Raw genomic sequence first — 20466 nt, 5'->3', positions numbered from 1 at the left:
GACCTCTCATGGCACATCCGGGTGATCCGCTCCTCCCGCCGAGCGTCGCGGCGGTACTCGCCGGGCCACCGCGCGCCTTCTCGCCCGTCGCGATCTGGTGGTGGAGCGGGGAGCGGCTCGACCGGACGCGGCTGCGGGCGCAGCTGGAGCGCTTCGCAGAGGGCGGGGTGCACAATCTGGTGCTCCTCAACCTGGCGCCGTCGGGACCGCTGTTCGGCTCCGACGCCGACGACCCGCCGTTCCTCTCCGACGCGTGGTGGGCGCTGCTCGACGGGGTGTGCGACGACGCCCGCGAGCTCGGCGTCCGGCTCTGGTTCTACGACCAGCTCGGCTTCTCCGGCGCCGATCTGCAGGCAAGCCTCGTCGACGAGCGGCCCGCGTACGCCGGTCGTCGGCTCGGCCGGGTGCGGGCCGTGGTCGAGTCCTCGGCGGAGCGCGCCGGCGAGCTGCGGTGTCCGCCTCGGGGCCGGCCGCTCGCGGGCCGTGCCGAACCGCTCGACGCCGACGGCCGGAGCACCGGCCCGGCGGTCGCGGTGCCGGTGGCCGACGGAATCGTACGGGCGCCGGGCACCGGCCGCTGGCGGCTGACGCTCCATCACCACGAGGCGCTCGGCTTCGACTACCTGGGTACCGAGGCGTGCGCGGCGCTGCTGGACCGGGTGCACGGGGAGTTCGAACGTCGGCTCGGTGACCGGCTCGGGTCCGTCGTGGCCGGCTCGTTCCAGGACGAACTGCCGTCCCTGCCCACCTGGTCCGCCGGCTTCGCCGAAGCCTTTCTGCGGCTTCGCGGGTACGACATCACCGAGCGGCTGGACGCCCTGTACGACGACTGCGCGGACCGGGACGTCCACCGGGTCCGGCGCGACTACCACCTGACCCGCGCCGAACTGGCCGAGGAGGCGTTCTTCCGGCCGCTGGCCGCCTGGCACGAGCGGCACGGGCTGCTCATCGGCTGCGACCAGCAGGACCCGGCCCGCGCCGGACACCCGGTCGCGGGCGTGGAACTGTACGCCGACTACGCGCGGACCCATCGCTGGTTCTCGGCGCCCGGCTCCGACCATCACGGGGACGCCCGCGTCCACTCCTCGCTCGCCCACCTCTACGGCCGTCCCCGCGCCTGGGTCGAGGCCTTCCACTCCACCGGCTGGGGCGGCACCCTGGAGGAGACCTTCGACTGGCTGCTCCCCTGGCTCCGTGCCGGTGCCACGCTGTACAACCCGCATGCCGTCTACTACACGACCAAGGGCGGCTGGTGGGAGTGGGCGCCGCCCGCGACCGACTGGCGCCAGCCCTACTGGCGCCACCACCGGGTGTTCGCCGACGCCGTGACCCGGCTCTGCGCGATCCTGGGCCTCGGTCACCATCTGTGCGACGTCGCGGTCCTGCTGCCCACCACCACCGCCCAGGCGGGCACCGCCCTGGACGGCGTCGGTGAGGCGGCGTCCCGCGCCCAGTCGGCCTATCTCGAACTCATCGGGGACATGGCCTGGTTCCGCACCCGGCCGGGCGTCCTGGACCGGCTCGGTCTCGACGCCGACGTCATCGACGACGCCTCGGTGGCCCGGGCCCGCGTCTCGCGGCTCGACGACGGCGTACGGCTGCGGGTCGCGGACGAGGCGTACTCGACGATCGTGCTTCCCTCGTGCACCGTCCTCGAACGGGAGACGGCCGAGCGGCTCGTCGAATTCGTCTCCGTCGGCGGTCGGTTGATCGCCTGGGGCGAGCTCCCCGAGCAGCTCGTGGGCTCCGGGGCGGCCGCGGCGGACGGGCTGCGGGCGTGCTTCGCGGACGGCCGGGCCGTGCACGTACCCCGGACGGACGACCCGGCCGGTTCGCTCGGCGCCGCTCTCGGCGGGGTGCGGTCCGTCGTCCGCGCGCCGGTGCCCGCGCTCGCGCGGCGGGTGGACGGTGCCACGGTGGTCTTCCTGACCGCGGCCGCCCCACGGGCGACCCGTGCGGAAGTCGCCGCCCCCGACGAGCGGGGCGCCGCCCTGGGCTGGCTGGACGTCCGTTACGACTTCGACCCAGGCCGCTACGCGCGGCGGGCCCGGGTCCGGGTGCGGGACGTGGCGGGCCCGGCCGTTCTGGTGGACCCGTTCGGCGGCGCTTCCCGGCGGCTGCCGGTGCGGCCCGTCGCCGACGAGCCCCGTACCGTCGAGGTCGACGTCCCGTTCGACGCGGGCCCCGCGGCCGTGCTGGTCTTCCCGGCCGCCCGGGACCGGGAGCCGGACGGGCCCGTGGTTTCCGGCGCCCGGCCGTCCACCGCCACCACCGTCGAGATCCCCCCGGACGCGGAGTGGGACATGGTGCTCGTGCCCACGCTCGACAACACCTGGGGCGACTTCGCCCGCCCGGCGACCGGTCCGCCCGCCGGCGCGGCCGTCACCGAGTGCCGTACCTTCCGGCACCGGGTGGAGGCGTCCGGTGAGGACGGCGTCCGGGACGGCTGGGCATCGGCGCCCCCCTGCTCCGGTCCGCCACCGGCCACGGTCCGCGCGACGTTCGGACCGCGCGCGCTGGTGCTCCGCGAGGGGCCGGGCCGGGACGGCCCGTCGGTACTGGAATGGTCCGAGACCCTGGGCGTGCACAAGGACCCGGTGCATCGTGCGGTCCTGGGTCCGAAGGGGCATGTGCCGGAGGAGTTCGCGCACATCGGCCGCGCGTTGGCCGGAGAGGTGGTGCGGCTGAGTGCGGCGATGCACCTGGGCGAGGACTTCGACGGGCACCTCGCGATCGGGGCGGCGGCGGCGAAGCGGGTCCGGCTCGACGGTGTTCGCGTGGCGCTCGACGACGGGGGTCATCTCGCGATGGGCCCGGTACGGACCACGGCCGGAGTCCATCTCCTCGAACTGGAACTGACACCCGATCAGGACTGCGACCTGCGGGCGCACCTGGCGCTCGTGCGTGACCCCCGGCGCTACCGGCGCCCGGAGTGGATCCACGCACCCGGGACCATGGGGACGACGCTGCGTCTGGCCGCGCTCCCCGCCCGCGCCGTCGTCCAGGTCGCGTCCAAGGTGCCCTGCGCACTGCGGGTGAACGGCCGGCTCATGGGCCGGCAGGGCGGTTTCGACCCGTACGCCGAGCATGCCGTGCCACGTGTGCGGCGCCACGATGTGGCGGCGGCGCTGCGGGTCGGCGACAACCACATCACGGTCGAGGTGTCCGGCGACGGCGAGCGCGCGGTCCTGGTGGACGCACTCTTCGACGGCGGGGACGGCGCGGACGCCGAGTCCGTCGCGACGCTGCACAGCGACGCCCGCTGGTGGGCCGAGGGGCCGCGGGGCCGCGAGCCGGTCCGGGTGCGCCGCGAGCCGGTGGGCGATCCCGCCGCGCTGTGTCTGCGACGCCGCCCGCATCCGCTGCCGGGCGCCTCTTGGCTGGACCCGGAGGCCGACGACGGAACGGTGGTTCCGGTCCGGTTCGCAGTTCCGGGGCGCCGGGGCGGCGTGGAGTGGCTGTGGTGCGAACTCCCGCCCGGAAGCACCCGGTTGACGGCGCAGGTGTACGGCGAGGTCACCGTCCACGTGGACGGCGCCGAGTGCCCCGCCGCCGTGAGCGACACCGATGCCCGGGGGGTGCGCACCGTGACGGCCGATCTGCCGGCCGGTGACCGTGGCGGGCCGCGGGGGGCGGCGCTGCGGGTCCGGACCCGCCCGGGGTACGAGGGTGGCGCCGCGCTGGCCGGTCCGGTGCGCTGCGTGGTCGGCCCCGGGCGGATCCGGCTCGGCGACTGGGAGGGCCAGGGGCTCGCCGAGTACAGCGGCGGGGTGCGGTACGGCCGAGCGGTGACCGTGCCGGCCGAGGCCGTCGCGGGACGGGTGTCGCTCGACCTCGGGCGGGTCCGGGGGACGGCCGAGGTACGGGTCGGTGGCGTCGTGGCGGGGGTGCGGGTGTGTTCCCCGTACGTGTTCGACCTGACGGGTCTGGTCGTGCCGGGGGCCAACGCCGTGGAGATCACCGTGTTCGGGACGTTGGCACCCCGCCTGGACTCGACGAGCCCGACCCACTTCGTCTTTCCCGGTCAGCGCGTCAGCGGCCTGCTGGGGCCGGTACGGCTGCGCACCGAGCGGAGGTGACGGGGGTCCTACTCGTCTCCCGTCAGCATCGGCAGCAGCAGCGCCGCCGACCAGCTGAAGTTGGGCGAGTTGAGCGGCGCCCCGGTGGTGGGGTCGTAGTTCTCCATGACCGGTCCGTCTCCTGTGAGGCCCGAGGCGTGGGTGAGGAGCCGGTCCGTCAGGGCGTCCGCGTCCTTGCCGTAACCGTAGCGGCGCAGGCCGCCGAGGGCGAAGTATGCCTGGTCGAACCAGACGGGGCCGCGCCAGTACGCGGTCGGCGAGAAGTAGGGCGAGCTCTTCGACACGGTCGGGAAGGGCACTGTGGTGGCGAACTCCGCCGGGTCCGTCAGCTTGTCGCGCACGGCGCGGGCCTGTGCGGCGGACGCCGTGCCGGTCCACAGCGGGACGGCGCCCTCGATGCCGCGGCCGCGCGCCGTGAGCGGTGCGCCGGTGCCGAGCGCGGTGTCGTGGAACCAGCCGTCCGAGGGGTCGTACATCGTCGTGCGGACGGCGGCGGAGGTGGCGGCGGAGCGCTGCTTCCAGTGCCTGGCGTCGGCGCCCCGGCCGATCGCTCCCGCGATGCGGGCCAAGTAGCGCTGGTCGGCGGCGAGATAGGAGTTCAGGTCGACGGATTCCTGGTCGACGGAGTAGCCGAGGAGCGTTCCGTCGGCGGCCCGGTTGGCGACGGTGCCGGTGCCGAGGGTGGCGTCGAAGCGGGGCGCGTTGTCCATGCCGCTCTCCCAGGCCGCGGCGAGCCGCCGTTGCTCGGGGGAGTCGTTGGCCGGGTCGACGGTGGCGCCGTACTCGGCGAGCCCGTCGCGGTCGTGGTCCCGGTTGCGGTACCACCAGTCCTGGTACGCGACGAGCTTCGGGTACATCTCGCGCAGGAACGCCCGGTCCCCCGACTTCGCGTACACCTCCCACACGGCCCAGGCGGCCAGCGGGGGCTTGGAGTTGCGCTCGTTCCAGTTGCCGCCGCCGCGTTCGGGGTCGTTGTAGAAGATGACGTCGGGGATCATCCCGGCGTCCTGGGGGCGGGTCGCGGAGTCGGGTCGGATCTGCCAGTCGAACATGGAGCGGATCTGCGACTGGGCCAGCTCGGGTGCGAAGCGCGCCGTGCCGACCGCCTGCTTCCAGGTGTCCCAGGCCCAGATGCCGCCGGTGAACCACTTGTAGGAGATCGACGGGGTGATGCCGTCGTGCTTGATCTGTCCCGCCGCGCCGCGCCAGTTGGTGACGAGGGTCTGGAGGGACTTCACGGCCGTGCGCCGCCGGTCGGCCGGGACGCCCCGGGTCACCCCGGCGACATAGCCGCGCCAGCGCGCGTCCGACGCGGACACGACGGCGGCGGGGCGGGCCAGTACGTCGCGGACCTTCGCCTGTTCCTTCGTGCGCTCGGCTGCGGTGAAGGTGTAGGACTCGGTCCAGTCGAAGCTGTGCGAGCGGCCGGGCGCGAGGGTCACCGGCCGCGCCGCCTCGGTGCGGTACGTGTCGCCGTCCACGGTCGTGCGGACGCGGTCCTTGTGGGTGACCTCGAAGCGTTCCGTGCCGTCGGTGAGGTAGTCCCAGGTCTCGCGGACCTTCGCGAAGTCGACCCCGACGCCGGAGCCGGTGGCGGTCAGCGACGGCGCGTCGCGCATCGGCTTGTCGGCGGGGCGCAGCAGGCGGCCCGTCCAGTCGGCGCCCAGTGTGCGGGTCGCGGGGCCGGTGTTGCGGACCTCGGCCCTGATCAGGGCACTGCGGTCGGTGGCGAAGCGGAGTTCGAGGGTGAGCCGCAGACCGCGGCCGAGGTCGTAGGACTGGAGGAGGCGGCCCGGGAGCGAGGTGGAGCGGGGTGCGCCGCCGCCGGCCAGGTCCAGGGGGCGGCCGTGTTCGGTGAGGCGGATGCGGCTGAAGGACTTGCTGAGCCACCAGGGGTATTCCTGGGCGATGTAGAGGGGTCCGGAGAAGCCGCCGTAGGCGTCCTTGTCCCCGGCCTCCGGCAGGGCGTAGGCGTGCCAGGCACCCCGGTCGGCGAAGACGGTGACGGGGTTGTTGTCCTCGTCGTCGCCGGGCTCGGCGGCGGTGGGGGTGCCGTGCAGATCAAGGACGTCGGCGTAGGCGGGCAGGGGTTCCGGGTGCCCGTGGGCGGCGGCTGTCTGCGGTACGGCGAGGGCTCCGCCGGCGAGCAGGAGCGCGGTCAGGGCGCCGATGGAGCGGTGTGCGGTCAGGTGTCGGTCTCTGCGGCGGGTCATTTCGCGGTCCCTTCCGGGGAGTCGGTGGCGATGCGCAGGACGGCGGCGCCGAGCGGGCCGAGGTCGATGTGGTCGCGGACGGCGACGCCGGTGAGCAGATCGGTGCCGCCTGCCCCGTGGCGGCCGGTCAGTGGCGTCCGTGTGTCGTGGTCGGTGTGGTTGAGGACGAAGAGGTACGTGCCCTGCGCGCCGGAGCGCACGGTCGCCTCGACTCCCTCGGGGACGTCGAGCACGGGACGTACGCCCGCCGCCCGCAGCGCTTCGTCGAGCACGGCCGCGATGCCGTCGCCGAGGTGGGCGCTGATGTACCAGGCGGTGCCGGTGCCGTGGTGGTGGCGGGTGACGGCGGGGCGGCCGGCCAGTTCGCCGGCCGCGTACGAGTCGACGGTCTCCGTGTCCGGGCCCTCGGGCTCGATCCACTCGCTCCACAGGGTGGCCCGTGCGCCGGAGGCGAGCGGCAGCTCCGTACCGTCGGGGATCGGCCAGAACTCGTCGACGGACACGCCGAGTACGTCCCGCAGCGGTCCCGGTGCGCCGCCGTCGTGGATGTGGTCGTGGCCGTCGACGACGCCGCTGAAGGGCCCGCAGACGAGGTGGCCGCCGCCGTGCACGTAGGCGGTGATGCGGGCGGCGTTCTCGGGCCGCAGCAGGTGGAGGTTGGGGGCGAGGACGGCCCGGTAGCCTTCCAGGTCCGCGTGCGGGGGCACGAATTCGACGGAGACGGCGCGGGCGTGGAGCGCCGCGTACCAGGGGCGCAGCAGCTCGCGCCAGCGCATCCGGGCGGAGGGGTGGTCCTCGGCCTCCAGGGCCCACCAGGAGTCCCAGTCCAGGACGATCGCCACGTCGGCCGGGGTGGTGGTGCCGGTGATCTCGCCGAGCCGGGCGAGTTCGGCGCCGAAGCGGACGGTCTCGCGCCAGCCCCGGGAGGCGGTACCGCGGTGCGGGAGCAGTGCGCTGTGGTACTTCTCCGCGCCGGCGCGGGAGGCGCGCCACTGGAAGTACATGATTCCGTCGGCGCCGCGGGCCAGCGCCTGGAGCGACCAGAGGCGTTGCAGTCCGGGCTCCTTGGGGACGTTGACCGGCCGCCAGCTGACGGCGGACGGTGCCTGTTCGAGGAGCAGCCAGGGCCGACCGCCCTTGAGGGAGCGCATGAGGTCGTAGTTGAGCGAGGCGTTGACGTGGGCGTGCGGGTCGGCGGGGTCCGGGTAGGCGTCGTCGGAGACGAGGTCCTCGTGCTCGGCCCACTTCCAGTAGTCGAGAGCCTTGAACATCGACATGAAGTTGGTGGTGGCCGGGATGTCCGGGCTGATTTCCCGCAGTGCCTCGCGTTCGGCGCGGTGGCATTCGAGGAGGGCGTCGGAGCAGAAGCGGCGCCAGTCCAGGAGTTGTGTCGGGTTGACCGGTCCGGGTGCGGTGCGCGGCGGTTCGATCTCGTCGTGACTGCCGTAGCGCTGCGACCAGAATGCCGTGCCCCAGGCGTGGTTGAGGGCGTCGACGGTGCCGTAACGGTCGGTGAGCCAGGCGCGGAAGTGGTCGGCGGAGCGGGCGCAGAAGCACTCGGTGACGTGGTCGCCGTACTCGTTGTGGATGTGCCACAGGGCGAGCGCCGGGTGGTGTGCGTAGCGTTCGGCGAGGGTGCGGGTGAGGCGGAGCGCGGCGGTGCGGTAGTCGGGCGAGGAGGGGCAGTAGTGCTGGCGGGAGCCGAATTCGAGCCGTACGCCGTCGGCCGTGACCGGCAGGATCTCCGGGTGGGCGCGGACCAGCCAGGCCGGCGGTGACGCGGTCGCGGTGGCCAGGTCGACGGCGATGCCGTGGGCGTGCAGCAGGTCCAGGAGCCGGTCGAACCATTCGAAGTCCCAGGTGTCCGGGCCGGGTTGGAGCCGGGCCCAGGAGAAGACGCCGACGGTCACCATGTTCACACCGGCCTCGCGCATCAGCACGGCGTCCTCTGCCCAGACGTCCTCGGGCCACTGTTCGGGGTTGTAGTCACCGCCGTAGAGGATGCCCGGGACACGGGTCGGGCGGCTCATCCCTTCACCGCCCCGCCGAGCAGTCCGGCCACGAACTGCCGCTGGAACAGCAGGAAGAGAAGCATCAGCGGGAGCGTGGCGAGGAGCGAGCCGAGCATCAGGCCGGAGTAGTCGACGTGGGAGAGACCGGTGAGGGTGTTGAGTGCGACGGGCACGGTGTACTTGTCCTCCGAGTTGAGCATGAGCAGGGGCCAGATGAAGCTGTTCCACTGCGCCATGAACGTGAAGATGACCAGGGCGCCGAGTTGCGGGCGCACGCACGGCAGCACGACCTGGTAGAAGGTGCGCAGCTCGCCGGAGCCGTCGATGCGGGCGGATTCGAGGAGCTCGTCGGGGAAGTCGACGAAGCCCTGCCGCATCAGGAGGATGCCGAAGGAGTTCGCCAGGAACGGCAGGATCACCGCCTGGTACGAGTCGATCCAGCCGACGCTCGCCATCATCTGGAACAGCGGCACGAGCAGTACCTGGAACGGGATCATCATCGTGGCGAGCACGGCGCCGAGCAGCAGACCGCGGCCTCGGAAGCGGTACTTGGCCAGTCCGTAGCCGCACATGGCGGAGATCAGCGAGCTGAGCGCGGTGTGGACGACGGCGATGCCGACGCTGTTGAGCAGGACCCGGCCGAAGCCGATGGTGTCCTGGAGCCGCGCGAGGTTGTCGAGCAGCCGGCCGCCGGGCAGGAACGGGGGCGGCGAGTGGAACAGGTCGGACGTGGAGTGCGTCGCGGCGATCGCCATCCAGAGGAACGGCACCAGGCTGACGACGGCACCGGCCGCGAGCAGCAGCCGCACGGTGTAGCGGCCCAGGCGCCGGACCGGGTGGACGCGTACGGGGGCCTGCTGGAGGGCGGTCACCGGCGGCGCTCCCTTCCGAAGGCGACGTACTGGAGGGCGGAGATCGCGGCGATGAGGGCCACGACCACCCAGGCGATGGCGGCGGCGTAGCCGAAGTCGAGCTGCTGGAAGCCGACCTTGTAGAGGTAGACGACGGGGGTGAGAGTCGCGTCGTCGGGGCCGCCCCGGGTGAGGACGTAGTTCTCGTCGAAGAGCTGGAGCGTTCCGATGGTGGAGGTGATCACGCAGAACAGGACGACGGGGCGCAGCTGCGGCAGGATCACCCGGGCGTACGTGGAGAAGGTGGTGGCGCCGTCGATGGCGGCGGCCTCGTACTGTTCCTTGCCGATGGACTGGAGTCCGGCGAGCAGGATGACGGCGTTGTAGCCGGTCCAGCGCCAGGTCAGGGACGCGATCAGGGAGACGCGGGCCCAGGTGGGGCTGTTGAGCCAGTCGACCTGGCCGATGCCGGCGGCGCCGAGGATCTGGTTGACCAGGCCGCCGTCGGTCTTGAGGAGGACCTGGAAGACGACGGCGTACGCGACGAGTGTGGTGACGGCGGGCAGGAAGTAGATCGCCCGCCAGGTGCCGCGGAAGCGCAGCCAGGACTGGTTGAGCAGGACGGCCAGGACGAGGGCCAGGCCGATCATGACGGGGACCTGCACGACGAGGATGACCCCGGTGTTGAACAGGGACTCCAGGAAGGCGGGGTCTTCGGCCATCCGCCGGTACTGGTCGAGTCCGACCCAGTGGGTGGCGCCGGCGTCCTCGGTGGTGAAGCTCTGCAGGAAGCTCGCGCCCAGCGGGTAGGCGAAGAAGAGCACGAAGAGGACGGCCGCCGGTCCGGCGAAGATCCAGGCGGTGGGGCCCCGGCGTCTGCGGCGTGCCGCGGCCGGGGCACGGGCGGGGGCGGCCGGCCGGTCGAGGGTGGTGTGGACGGCCATCGGGCTACTTCACCCTTTCGCGGCCGGTGGCCGTGGCGAGCTGCCGCGCGGCCGAGTCGAGGGCGGTGCGCGGGTCCTTGCCGCGCAGCATCACGCCGTTTACGGCGGAGACCACGATGTCGGTGGCCTTGGCGTCGTCCTTGTTGTTCTCGACCGGCGGGATGTTGCGGGCGAGCCGGGCGAACACGTCGAGGGCCGCCTGCCCGCCGAAGTACTCCTGTTTCTCGCTCAGGTACGGGTCGTCGAGGGCGGGCAGATAGGCGGGGAAGAGGCCTTCGCGCTTGAGCATGGAGACCTGGTTGGCCTTGCCGGTGAGCAGGAACTCGATGAACGCCCAGGCGAGGCGGGGGTTCTTGCTCTGCGCGGGGACGCAGAGCGTGGAGCCGCCGACGTTGGAGGTGCGGATGCCGTCGGTGGTGAAGCCGGGCAGCGGCACCACCCCGAACCTGCCCTTCAGCTCCGGCATCTCGTCGGTGAGCGTGCCCGTCCACCAGGCGGCGGTGGGTGTGGTGGTGACCTTGCCCTCGTTGGTGCCGGTGACGAGTCCGTCCCAGCCCTTCTCGTAGTCGACGAGCCCCTCGTCCTGCAGGTTCTTCATCAGGGTGAGGGCCTTCACGGCCTCCGGGGTGTCGAGTGCGACCCGGCCGCCCTTGAAGTAGTACTGGCCCTGCTGCTGGAGCAGCATCGGCAGGATCCCGGCGTCCGTGGAGTCCATGATGAGCAGCTTGCGGCCGGTGGCCTTCTTGATGCGGACACCCGCCGCCACATAGTCGTCCCATGTCACCAGCGACGCGGGGTCCACTCCCGCGGCACGGAAGTGGTCCCTGCGGTAGAACAGCGCGCAGGGTCCGATGTCCCAGGGCAGGGCGAGGACCGCGCTGTCCTTGCCGGTGACGGTGCGCCAGGCGGCCCGGTCGAAGTCGCCTCCGTAGCGGCCGCCGAGGCTGGTCAGGTCGTAGAAGCCGCTGGGGAAGTTGCCGGTGAAGCGCGGCATGTGACTGCCCTCGACCGTGAGGACGTCGGCGAGACCCGAGCCGCCGCGCAGGCCCACGGTGATCTTGTCGTAGGCGTTGTCGTAGCCGATGTCGACGATGTCGACGGTGGTGCCGGGGTGGCGCTCCTCGAAGGTGCGGGCGAGGCGCTTCATGGCCTTGGCCGCCACGTCCCACGACCAGACGCTGATCCTGCCGCTGACCTTGCCCCCTTCGTCGTCCTTCCTGCCGCCGATGTCCCGGGCCTCTCCGCCGCCCGCGCCGCCCATGGCACAGCCACTGACCAGGGACGTTGCCGCGGTCGCGAAACCTGTGGCCAGAACAACCCGTCGGGTGGGTCTCGTTGACACTCTTGCCTCCTGGAGCGTGAATGCCTAATGCTGTATTCAGAACACTGAATGACGGAGGCTGCCGTCAAGAGGTGTACACCCAAAGACTTTTGCTGCTGTGGTCCATGGCCGTCCCCCGAGTCGGCTCACGCGAAAGGCGCGGCATGACGTCACCCCAGGACTCCGTCCACACATACACCCATCCCTACATCCCGAACGCGGTGCCGGCCGTGCGGCAGGCGATGCTGGAGGAGATCGGCGCCGCGAGCGTCGAGGACTTCTACGCCGACATCCCGGACGGCATCCGGCTGCACCGCCCCCTCGACCTGCCGGAGCCGTTGCGTTCGGAAGCCGAACTAACCCGCCACATGGAGGCGTTGCTCGGCCGCAACACCTCGACGCGGCAGGCGCTCAGCTTCCTCGGCTCCGGCTGCTACCAGCACCACGTACCAGCGGTCGTGGACGAGGTGGTCAACCGCAGCGAGTTCCTCACGGCGTACGCGGGCGAGCCCTACGAGGACCACGGCCGCTTCCAGGCGCTGTGGGAGTACCAGTCGATGATGGCCGAGCTGCTCGATGTCGAGATCGTCAACGTCCCGGTGTACGACGGCTTCCAGGCCTCGGGGACGGCCCTGCGCATGGCCGGGCGGATCACCGGCCGCCGACGGCTGCTCGTCGCCACCGCGATCGACGCCGACAAGCTCTCCCGGATCCGTGACTACGTACGCCCCGACCACGACGTGACGGTGGTCCCGGTCGACCCGGCCACCGGCCGCGCCGACCTCGAAGCGGTGCGCGAGGCGCTCGCCGCGGGCGACACCGCGGCGGTGTACGCGGACACGCCCTCCGCGCTCGGAATCGTCGACGAGGCGCTCCCCCTCCTCGCCGACCTCGCCCACGAGGCAGGTGCGTTGTACGTCGTGGGCTGCAATCCGCTCACGCTCGGCGTGCTCGCGCCGCCCTCCGCGTACGGCGCCGACATCGCGTGCGGCGACATCCAGCCGCTGGGCCTGCACCAGAGCTTCGGCGGCGCGAACGCCGGTTTCATCGCCACCCGCGACGAGGAGAGGCTGGTGGCCGAGTATCCGTCACGGCTGTTCGGCCTGGTTCCGACGAGTGTCGAGGGCGAGTACGGCTTCGGTGACGTCGCCTACGAACGGACCTCGTTCGCGCTGCGCGAGGAGGGCAAGGAGTGGGTCGGCACGGCCGCCGCGCTGCACGGCATCGGTGCCGGGGTCTATCTCGCGCTGATGGGACCGCAGGGCATGCGGGAGATCGGCGAGACGATCCTCGCGCTGACCGCGTACGCCCGCGGGTGCCTGGCCGAGGTGCCCGGCATCGAGGTCCCGTACGGCGACGCCCTGCACTTCGCCGACTTCACCGTCCGCTACACGGGCGGCCGGACCGCCGCCGAGATCCGCGCCGAACTCAAGGAGCGGGGCATCTTCGGCGGTACCCCGACCGGCACGCACGAGGCCGCGTTCTGCGTCACCGAAGTCCACACCAGGTCCGACATCGACCGGCTCGCCGCGACCCTGAAGGAGATCGTCAAGTGACCGCCTCGCACGCGCCCGTGCCCGTCTCCCCCGAGGAGGCACGCATCGCCGGCAAGCCCCGGCTGCGCCGGTTCCAGCAGGCGTCCTGGGACGAGAAGCTGATCTTCGAGCTCGGTTCGCCGGGTGAGCGGGGCGTCCTCGTCCCGGCCGCCGACCCGTCCCTCGGCATGCCGGCGATTCCCGCCGCGCTGCGCCGCTCCGATCCGCCCGCCCTGCCGGAGATGTCCCAACAGCAGGTCCTGCGCCACTACTTGCGCCTTTCGCAGGAGAACCTCGGCGCCGATCTCAACATCGACGTCGGCCAGGGCACCTGCACCATGAAGTACAGCCCCAAGGTCAACGACCAGTTCGTGCGCGACCCCCGGATCGCGGCGCTGCACCCCCTCCAGGACGAGGACACGGTCCAGGGCGTCCTGGGGATCATCCACGGCCTGGAGCAGCTGCTGAAGGAGATCTCCGGCATGGACCGGGTCTCGCTCCAGCCGGGCGCGGGCTCCGCCGCGATCTACACCAACGTCGCCATGATCCGCGCCTACTTCGCCGCGCGCGGCGAGCTGGACCAGCGCGACGAGGTCATCACGACGATCTTCTCCCACCCGTCCAACGCGGCCTGCGCGAAGACCGCCGGTTTCAAGGTCATCACCCTCCATCCGGACGCCGACGGCTACCCCGACATCGAGGCGCTCCGGGCGGCGGTGGGCCCGCGCACGGCGGCGCTCCTGATCACCAATCCCGAGGACACCGGGATCTACAATCCGCGCATCGAGGAGTTCGTGCGCATCGTGCACGAGGCGGGCGGCCTGTGCTCGTACGACCAGGCCAATGCCAACGGCGTCCTCGGCATCACCCGCGCCCGGGACGCGGGCTTCGACCTGTGCCACTTCAACCTGCACAAGACGTTCTCGACCCCGCACGCCTGCGGCGGCCCGGCGGCGGGCGCCTGCGCCGTGACCGAGGAGCTCGCCCCGTATCTCCCGCGTCCGACCGTCGAGCTCGACCCGGAGACGGGCACGTACCGGCTGGACGACGACCGGCCCGGGTCGGTCGGCAAGATGCGGCCGTTCTACGGCGTCGTGCCGAACCTGGTCCGCGCCTACGCCTGGATCATGTCGCTCGGGGCGGAGGGCCTGCGGGCCGCCGCCGAGACGGCCGTCCTCAACAACAACTACCTGCTCCACAAGGTCCGGCAGATCCCGGGCGTCTCCGTGCCGTACGCGGCCGGGCGCCCACGCGTCGAACAGGTCCGCTACAGCTGGGAGAAGCTCCACCAGGACACCGGGCTGCACTCCGAGGACATCGGCCTGCGCGCCGCGGACTTCGGCACGCACTACTGGACCAGCCACCACCCGTACGTGGTGCCGGAGCCCATGACGCTGGAGCCGACCGAGTCGTACACGCGCGCCGACCTCGACGAGTACGCGGCGATCCTCGCGGAGATCGCCCGCGAGGCGTACGAGGACCCGGAGACCGTACGTACGGCCCCGCATCGTTCGACCATCCACCGGGTGCGCCCGGAGGCCCTGGACGACCCCGCGGTCTGGGCGGTCTCCTGGCGCGCGTACCGCCGCAAGGTGCTCGGTGAGGCCGGCCGGTGACGAGGGTCGGTCTGGTGGTCAACCCGGTCGCCGGGCTCGGCGGCCGGGTGGGCCTGGGCGGCACCGACGGCCCGGACCGGGCCCGCACGGCGCTGTCGCTGGGCGCACGCCCGCTGGCGGGGGCGCGGGCGGCCGCGGCCCTGGGCGAACTGGCGGCGCGCGCGGGCGAGTCGGCCCGGGACGGGCTCCTCGTCGTCACCGCCGCGGGTCGGCTGGGCGCCGACTCCGTCGCCGCCGCGGGACTCACGGAACGGATCGTGTACGCCGCCGGGGCCGGCCGCGACACCTCGGCCGCGGACACGGCCGCCACGGTGCGGGCGGTCGTCGCCGAGGGCGTCGATCTGCTGTTCTTCGCCGGCGGCGACGGCACCGCGCGGGACGTGCTCGGCGCCCTCGGCTCCCCCGGCGTCGTACCCTGCCCGGTCCTCGGCGTGCCGACCGGCGTCAAGATGCACTCGGCCGTCTTCGCGGTCAGCCCGCGTGCCGCGGGCGAGGTCGCGGCGGCGTGGCTCGCCCGCACGGGCGGCGTCCGGCTGCGGGACGCCGAGGTGATGGACCGCGACGAGGACGCCCTGGGCGAAGGACGCGTAACCTCCCGGTTGTTCGGGTGGCTGCCCGTCCCCGACGTGCCGGTCCGCGTGCAGCAGCGCAAGACCGGCAGCACCGCCGCCTCGCCCGAGGCGGTCGGCGGGATCGCGGCCGAGGTCGCCGAGCGGGTCGGGGAAGGGCTGCTCGTGCTCGGCCCCGGCAGCACCACCCGGGCGGTGGCGGCGGCGCTCGGCGCGGACGTCTCGCTCACCGGGGTCGACGCGCTCGCCCTGCGGCCGGGCCACCCGCCCCGCATCGTGGCCCGCGACGCCGGGGAGGACACCCTCCTGGCACTCGGCCCCGCCTGGATCGCCCTCTCCCCCATCGGCGGCCAGGGGTTCCTCCTCGGCCGCGGCAACCAGCAGATCTCGCCGCGCGTGCTGCGTGCGGCGGGCGGCCGCGAGCGCCTGCTCGTGCTGTGCACGGAAACCAAACTGGCCGCCCTCGGCGGCCGCCCGCTACTCCTGGACACCGGCGACGACGCGCTCGACGCGGAGCTGTCCGGCCACCTTCCCGTCATCACCGGCAGGCGGCGCACCTCGCTGTACCGCCTGGCCATGTGACCGCGTAACCCCGGCACCCCGATATCCCTACATCTCGACATCCCGACCCAGGACACAAGGAGCCCAGGATGATCTCCCTCGACGGCAAGCGCGCGATCGTCACCGGCGGCGGAGCCGGCATCGGCCGCGCCACCGCCCAGGTCCTCGCCGAACTCGGCGCCCGCGTGGTGATCGCCGACATCGACGCGGAGGGCGGCGAACACACCGCGAAGGACACCGGAGGAACCTTCGTACGCTGCGACGTGTCGCGGCACGAGGACTGCGAGGCCGTCGTGCACACGGCGCAGGAACGGTTCGGCGGCGTGGACGTCCTCTTCAACAACGCCGGCATCATCCGCCGCTCCACGGTCTGCGAGATCACCGAGGACGACTGGGACCTGGTGATGGCCGTGAACATCCGCTCGGTGATGCTGATGAGCCGGCTGGTGATCCCGGGGATGGCGGCCCAGGGCGGCGGTTCCATCGTCAACACCGGCTCCGGATGGGGCATCCGCGGCGGCGGCCGGGCCGTCTCGTACTGCGCGTCGAAGGGCGCCGTCGTCAACATGACCCGCGCCATGGCCATCGACCACGGCCCCGACAACATCCGCGTCAACTGTGTCTGCCCCGGCGACACGGCGACCGGGATGCTCGCCGAGGAGGCCCGCCAGCTCGGCGAGAGCTCCGACGCGTTCTACGCCGACGCCGCCGACCGGCCGCTCGGCCGGATCGGGCAGCCCCGCGACATCGCGCAGACCGTGGCGTTCCTCGCCTCCGACGCCTCGGCGTTCCTGAGCGGGGCGGTCATCCCCGTCGACGGCGCCGGTACCGCGTGACCCGCCGGTAGCGGATAATCGACCGGACCGAAGGGGAGGGCAGCCTCACATGCCAATCGAAAACCGCCCGTTGCGCGAACAGGTCAAGGAGGAACTGATCAAGCGCCTCGGGCGCGGCACGATCGCGACCAACTCGCCGATCAACGAGGGGCAGCTCGCCACCGAGCTCGGTGTCAGCCGTACTCCGCTGCGCGAGGCACTGATCACGCTGGAGCGTGAGGGCGTCATCACCAGCGAGCGCGGCAAGGGCTTCCGCTTCACGCCGCTCAGCGCGCAGGAGTTCCGCGATCTGTCCGCGATCGTCGCGACGCTGGAGGCGCTCGCCCTGGAGTCCAGCGATCCGGAGCATCTGGCGGTGACGGCCCCCCGCCTCCTGGAGGAGGCCCGCGCGTTCTCGGCCCCGCAGGCACCGCACGACGTCATAGAGCGTTACGACGACGCGTGGCACGACCTGCTGCTGTCCGGCTGCACCAACGACCGTCTGATGAAGCTGATCACCTCCCTGAAGGTGACGATGCACCGCTACGAGCGGGTCGCCCTGGGCGACCAGGACATCCTGGAGCGCTCGGCACAGGAGCACGAGCGGATCGCCGAGTGCCTGCAACGCGGTGACCTGGACGCGGCCGTCGCGGCGCTCAAGGAGAACTGGAACAGCGGGATGCACCGGATCCTGGAGCATCTGAAGGACTGACGGCGCGTGGCGGCGGTGCGGACCCGGGTCTTGACCCGCACCGCCCCTTCGGGGTCCGATCACGGTCGACCCGTCGCACGACCCAGGGACTGTGACCGCATGACTCTGCAGATCAGCGCCACCAACCCCGAACACCCGGCCCTCCTGCTCGAACTGCCCTGGCACATCCCCCTGGAGCAGTGGCCCGACGAGTACCTCGTGCCGCTCCCCCGCGGCATCTCCCGGCACGTCGTGCGCTATGCGCGAGCGGGGGAGGAGACCGTGGCCGTGAAGGAGCTCGCCGAACGGCCGGCGCTGCGCGAGTACGAGCTCCTGCGTACGCTCGACCGGCTCGGGATACCCGCCGTCGACCCGCTCGCCGTGGTCACCGGCCGGACCGGGGCCGACGGCTCGCCCCTGGAACCCGTCCTGATCACCCGCCACCTGGGCGGTTCGCTGCCCTACCGCTCGATGTTCGAGACGACCATGCGCCCCGGCACTGTGCACCGCCTCATGGACGCCCTCGCCGTCCTGCTCGTCCGGCTGCATCTGACGGGATTCGCCTGGGGGGACTGCTCGCTGTCCAACACCCTGTTCCGGCGGGACGCGGGCGCGTACGCCGCCTACCTCGTGGACGCCGAGACCGGTGAGCTGCACCCCCGGCTCAGCGACGGGCAGCGCGGGTACGACATCGAGCTCGCCCGGGTCAACATCAGCGGCGAGATGCTCGATCTGGAGGCATCGGGCGCACTGCATCCGTCCATCGACCCGATCGCGTTCGGCCTGGAGATCGAGGAGCGCTACCAGGCGCTGTGGACGGAGCTGACCCGTACGTCCGTCTACCCGGCGGGCAAACACCACTACATGGAGCGCCGCATCCGCCGTCTCAACGACCTGGGCTTCGACGTCGCCGAGATGCAGATATCGCACTCGGACCAGGGGAACACGGTCACGTTCGTGCCCAAGGTCGTGGACGCCGGTCATCATCAGCGCCAACTCCTGCGGGTCACCGGGATGGACGCGGAGGAGAACCAGGCGCGCCGGCTCCTGAACGACCTGGAGAGCTGGATGGCCACCCAGGACGACTACGCGCCCGGCGACCGGCACGGCGCCCGCACCGAGGTGCTCGCCCATCGCTGGGTCCGGGAGATCTTCCGGCCCACCGTGCGCGCGGCGCGCGACCATGCGCCCGCCCGGATGGACGCGGCCGAGCTCTACCACGAGCTCCTCGAACACCGCTGGCACCTCTCCGAGCAGGCCCAGCACGACATCGGACTCGACGCGGCGGTCCAGGACTACGTCAGGAAGACGGTTACGGAGGACGACAGCTGCACATAGGCTGCCCACCTTGAGTTGTGCACTGGCGAGCCAGGCATGATCCGGACGAGAGGAATGAGGAGCCGCCCCGTGTTCTACCAGGTGCTCAAATACGTCATCATCGGGCCGCTCCTGCGATTGTTCTTCCGCCCGAGGATCGAGGGCCTGGAGCACATCCCCGAGGAGGGTGCGGCGATCGTCGCCGGGAACCATCTGTCGTTCTCGGACCACTTCCTGATGCCCGCGATCCTCAAGCGGCGCATCACGTTCCTCGCCAAGGCCGAGTACTTCACCGGGCCGGGGGTGAAGGGGCGGCTGACCGCCGCCTTCTTCCGGGGCATCGGACAGATCCCGGTCGACCGTTCCGGCAAGGAGGCCGGGCAGGCGGCGATCCGGGAAGGGCTCGGGGTGCTGAGCCGGGGCGAACTCCTCGGGATCTACCCGGAGGGCACCCGCTCGCACGACGGCCGGCTCTACAAGGGCAAGGTGGGCGTGGCCGTCATGGCGATCACGGCGCAGGTGCCCGTGGTGCCGTGCGCGATGGTGGGCACGTTCGAGATCCAGCCGCCGGGACAGACCGTCCCGCGCATCAAGCGCGTCACCATCCGCTTCGGTGAACCGCTGGACTTCTCCCGCTACGCCGGGATGGAGAACCAGAAGGCCGCGGTCCGGGCCGTCACCGACGAGATCATGTACGCGATCCTGGGGCTCTCGGGTCAGGAGTACGTGGACGAGTACGCGGTCAAGGTGAAGGCGGCGCAGGCCGAGCGGGCGGGACAGTCGAAGAAGTTCCCGAAGAAGTTCCCGAAACTGCGACGCTGACGGCGGATCCGCGCTCGGTGAACGCCGCCGGGACCGGTGACCGCCCGGCCCTAGCGTGGCTCCCATGAGCAAGGGAAACGCATGGGTGCTGGGCGCGACGGGACAGATCGGACGAGTGGCGGTGCGGTCACTCGTCGAGGACGGCTGGGAGGTGACGGCCGCCTCGCTCGGCGGCGGCCGGGACGATCGGTGGGACGCGGCGGTGCGCACGACCGCCCTGGACCGGAATGCCGAAGGGGCGCTCGCGGCGGCGCTGGGCGACGGCTGCGACGTGCTGGTCGACATGGTGGCGTACGACGCGGGCCACGCCCGTCAGCTGACCGGCCTCGCGGATCGCATCGGTTCGGCGGTGGTCGTCTCCAGCGGTGCGGTGTACGAGGACGACCGGGGCCGCAGCTTCGACACGCAGGGCGAACCCGACGGGGCGCCGCGGTATCCGGTGCCGATCCCGGAGTCGCAGCCCACCGTGCCGGCCGGCGAAACGACGTACGGGACGCGGAAGATACGGCTGGAGCAGGATCTGCTGGCGGCCGGGGACGCGCTGCCGGTGACGCTGCTGCGGGCCGGGGCGATCCACGGGACGCACTGCCGATCGCCGCGTGAGCTGTACTTCGTGAAGCGTCTCCTGGACGGCCGCGACCGGCGGGTGCTCGCGTTCAGCGGGGAGTCCCGCTTCCACCCGGTCCACGCCTCCAACCTTGCCGAGCTGATCCGGCTCGCCGCCCTGCGGCCCGGTTCACGGGTGCTGAACGCCGGGGATCCGCAGGCGCCGACGGTCGCGGAGATCGGCGAGGCCGTCGACGCGGTGCTCGGCCGCAGGACCGAGACCGTGCTGATGGCGGGCCCGTTCGGGGAGGACGGTGTCGGCGCGACGCCCTGGAGCGGTGCCCATCCCATCGTGTACGACATGACGGCCGCCGAGCACGAGCTGGGGTACCGGCCGGTCACCGGCTATGTGGAGTCGCTGCCGGAGACGGTGGAGTGGATCGCCGCACGGTTGGCGGGCCAGGACTGGACGGAGGCATTCCCCGCCATGCTGCGGGCGTACGGGAAGAAGCTCTTCGACTACGCGGCGGAGGACGCCTGGCTGGCGGCGTACGACCGGAAGGGGTGAGACGAG

14 protein-coding genes are annotated in these 20466 nt (G+C 72.1%); 9 read left to right on the top strand and 5 right to left on the bottom strand.

Annotation, left to right across the window (positions count from 1 at the left end):
- The first annotated feature begins 8 nt into the window (after window positions 1–8).
- Window positions 9–4079: a hypothetical protein gene (locus tag OG842_RS34530; RefSeq protein ID WP_266735256.1), complete on the top strand. Its 4071-nt coding sequence runs from the start codon at window positions 9–11 to the stop codon at window positions 4077–4079.
- Window positions 4080–4087: 8 nt separating this feature from the next.
- Here the strand turns inward: OG842_RS34530 and OG842_RS34525 are convergent, their stop codons facing one another.
- From OG842_RS34525 to OG842_RS34505, 5 genes are read right to left on the bottom strand one after another with little or no spacing between them, the layout of a single operon-like run.
- The gene (locus OG842_RS34525; protein ID WP_266735258.1) at window positions 4088–6292 is read right to left on the bottom strand and encodes an MGH1-like glycoside hydrolase domain-containing protein; all 2205 of its coding nucleotides are present in this window, start codon (window positions 6290–6292) and stop codon (window positions 4088–4090) included.
- The gene (locus OG842_RS34520; RefSeq protein WP_266735260.1) at window positions 6289–8322 is read right to left on the bottom strand and encodes a beta-galactosidase; all 2034 of its coding nucleotides are present in this window, start codon (window positions 8320–8322) and stop codon (window positions 6289–6291) included. Before OG842_RS34520 ends, OG842_RS34525 begins: the two co-directional genes overlap by 4 nt.
- Window positions 8319–9176: a carbohydrate ABC transporter permease gene (locus OG842_RS34515; protein WP_266735262.1), complete on the bottom strand. Its 858-nt coding sequence runs from the start codon at window positions 9174–9176 to the stop codon at window positions 8319–8321. The genes OG842_RS34520 and OG842_RS34515 overlap by 4 nt, the downstream gene beginning before the upstream one ends.
- Complete coding sequence (locus OG842_RS34510; RefSeq protein ID WP_266735263.1) at window positions 9173–10099, bottom strand: carbohydrate ABC transporter permease; 927 nt, start codon at window positions 10097–10099, stop codon at window positions 9173–9175. Before OG842_RS34510 ends, OG842_RS34515 begins: the two co-directional genes overlap by 4 nt.
- Window positions 10100–10103: 4 nt before the next feature.
- Window positions 10104–11441 carry an ABC transporter substrate-binding protein gene (locus OG842_RS34505; protein WP_266735265.1) on the bottom strand — a complete coding sequence of 446 codons (1338 nt, stop codon included), beginning with the start codon at window positions 11439–11441 and terminating at the stop codon, window positions 10104–10106.
- Window positions 11442–11584: 143 nt separating this feature from the next.
- Here OG842_RS34505 and gcvPA point away from each other — a divergent pair, with 143 nt between their 5' ends.
- The 8 genes from gcvPA to OG842_RS34465 all read left to right on the top strand — a co-directional run bounded on the left by gcvPA (window position 11585) and on the right by OG842_RS34465 (window position 20460).
- Window positions 11585–12976, top strand: coding sequence for an aminomethyl-transferring glycine dehydrogenase subunit GcvPA (gene gcvPA, locus OG842_RS34500; protein ID WP_266735267.1), 1392 nt, complete (start codon window positions 11585–11587; stop codon window positions 12974–12976).
- Window positions 12973–14571 (top strand): aminomethyl-transferring glycine dehydrogenase subunit GcvPB, encoded by a 1599-nt coding sequence (gcvPB, locus tag OG842_RS34495; RefSeq protein ID WP_266735268.1) that lies wholly within the window; start codon window positions 12973–12975, stop codon window positions 14569–14571. The genes gcvPA and gcvPB overlap by 4 nt, the downstream gene beginning before the upstream one ends.
- Window positions 14568–15722, top strand: a complete 1155-nt coding sequence (locus OG842_RS34490; protein WP_266735270.1) for an ATP-NAD kinase family protein — start codon at window positions 14568–14570, stop codon at window positions 15720–15722. Before gcvPB ends, OG842_RS34490 begins: the two co-directional genes overlap by 4 nt.
- A gap of 68 nt (window positions 15723–15790) precedes the next feature.
- The gene (locus OG842_RS34485) at window positions 15791–16537 is read left to right on the top strand and encodes an SDR family NAD(P)-dependent oxidoreductase (RefSeq protein ID WP_266735271.1); all 747 of its coding nucleotides are present in this window, start codon (window positions 15791–15793) and stop codon (window positions 16535–16537) included.
- Window positions 16538–16586: 49 nt separating this feature from the next.
- Complete coding sequence (locus tag OG842_RS34480) at window positions 16587–17228, top strand: GntR family transcriptional regulator (RefSeq protein WP_266735273.1); 642 nt, start codon at window positions 16587–16589, stop codon at window positions 17226–17228.
- 99 nt (window positions 17229–17327) lie between these two features.
- The gene (locus OG842_RS34475) at window positions 17328–18545 is read left to right on the top strand and encodes a DUF4032 domain-containing protein (protein ID WP_266735274.1); all 1218 of its coding nucleotides are present in this window, start codon (window positions 17328–17330) and stop codon (window positions 18543–18545) included.
- 69 nt (window positions 18546–18614) lie between these two features.
- Window positions 18615–19346 carry a lysophospholipid acyltransferase family protein gene (locus tag OG842_RS34470; RefSeq protein WP_266735275.1) on the top strand — a complete coding sequence of 244 codons (732 nt, stop codon included), beginning with the start codon at window positions 18615–18617 and terminating at the stop codon, window positions 19344–19346.
- A 64-nt stretch (window positions 19347–19410) separates the two neighbouring features.
- A complete protein-coding gene (locus tag OG842_RS34465) occupies window positions 19411–20460 on the top strand; it encodes an NAD-dependent epimerase/dehydratase family protein (protein WP_266735276.1) in 1050 nt (349 codons plus the stop codon).
- Window positions 20461–20466: the final 6 nt, after the last annotated feature.

It is taken from the genome of Streptomyces sp. NBC_00376, from assembly GCF_036077095.1.
Classification (GTDB): domain Bacteria; phylum Actinomycetota; class Actinomycetes; order Streptomycetales; family Streptomycetaceae; genus Streptomyces.
This window is presented reverse-complemented; position numbering and strand designations above follow the sequence as displayed.

What these genes read in the sequence shown, in the direction of transcription:
- OG842_RS34530 (WP_266735256.1), top strand. Translation starts at nt 9, where the DNA reads ATGGCACATCCGGGTGATCCGCTCCTCCCGCCGAGCGTCGCGGCGGTA.
- OG842_RS34525 (WP_266735258.1), bottom strand. Translation starts at nt 6,292, where the DNA reads ATGACCCGCCGCAGAGACCGACACCTGACCGCACACCGCTCCATCGGC.
- OG842_RS34520 (WP_266735260.1), bottom strand. Translation starts at nt 8,322, where the DNA reads ATGAGCCGCCCGACCCGTGTCCCGGGCATCCTCTACGGCGGTGACTAC.
- OG842_RS34510 (WP_266735263.1), bottom strand. Translation starts at nt 10,099, where the DNA reads ATGGCCGTCCACACCACCCTCGACCGGCCGGCCGCCCCCGCCCGTGCC.
- gcvPA (WP_266735267.1), top strand. Translation starts at nt 11,585, where the DNA reads ATGACGTCACCCCAGGACTCCGTCCACACATACACCCATCCCTACATC.
- OG842_RS34485 (WP_266735271.1), top strand. Translation starts at nt 15,791, where the DNA reads ATGATCTCCCTCGACGGCAAGCGCGCGATCGTCACCGGCGGCGGAGCC.
- OG842_RS34480 (WP_266735273.1), top strand. Translation starts at nt 16,587, where the DNA reads ATGCCAATCGAAAACCGCCCGTTGCGCGAACAGGTCAAGGAGGAACTG.
- OG842_RS34475 (WP_266735274.1), top strand. Translation starts at nt 17,328, where the DNA reads ATGACTCTGCAGATCAGCGCCACCAACCCCGAACACCCGGCCCTCCTG.
- OG842_RS34465 (WP_266735276.1), top strand. Translation starts at nt 19,411, where the DNA reads ATGAGCAAGGGAAACGCATGGGTGCTGGGCGCGACGGGACAGATCGGA.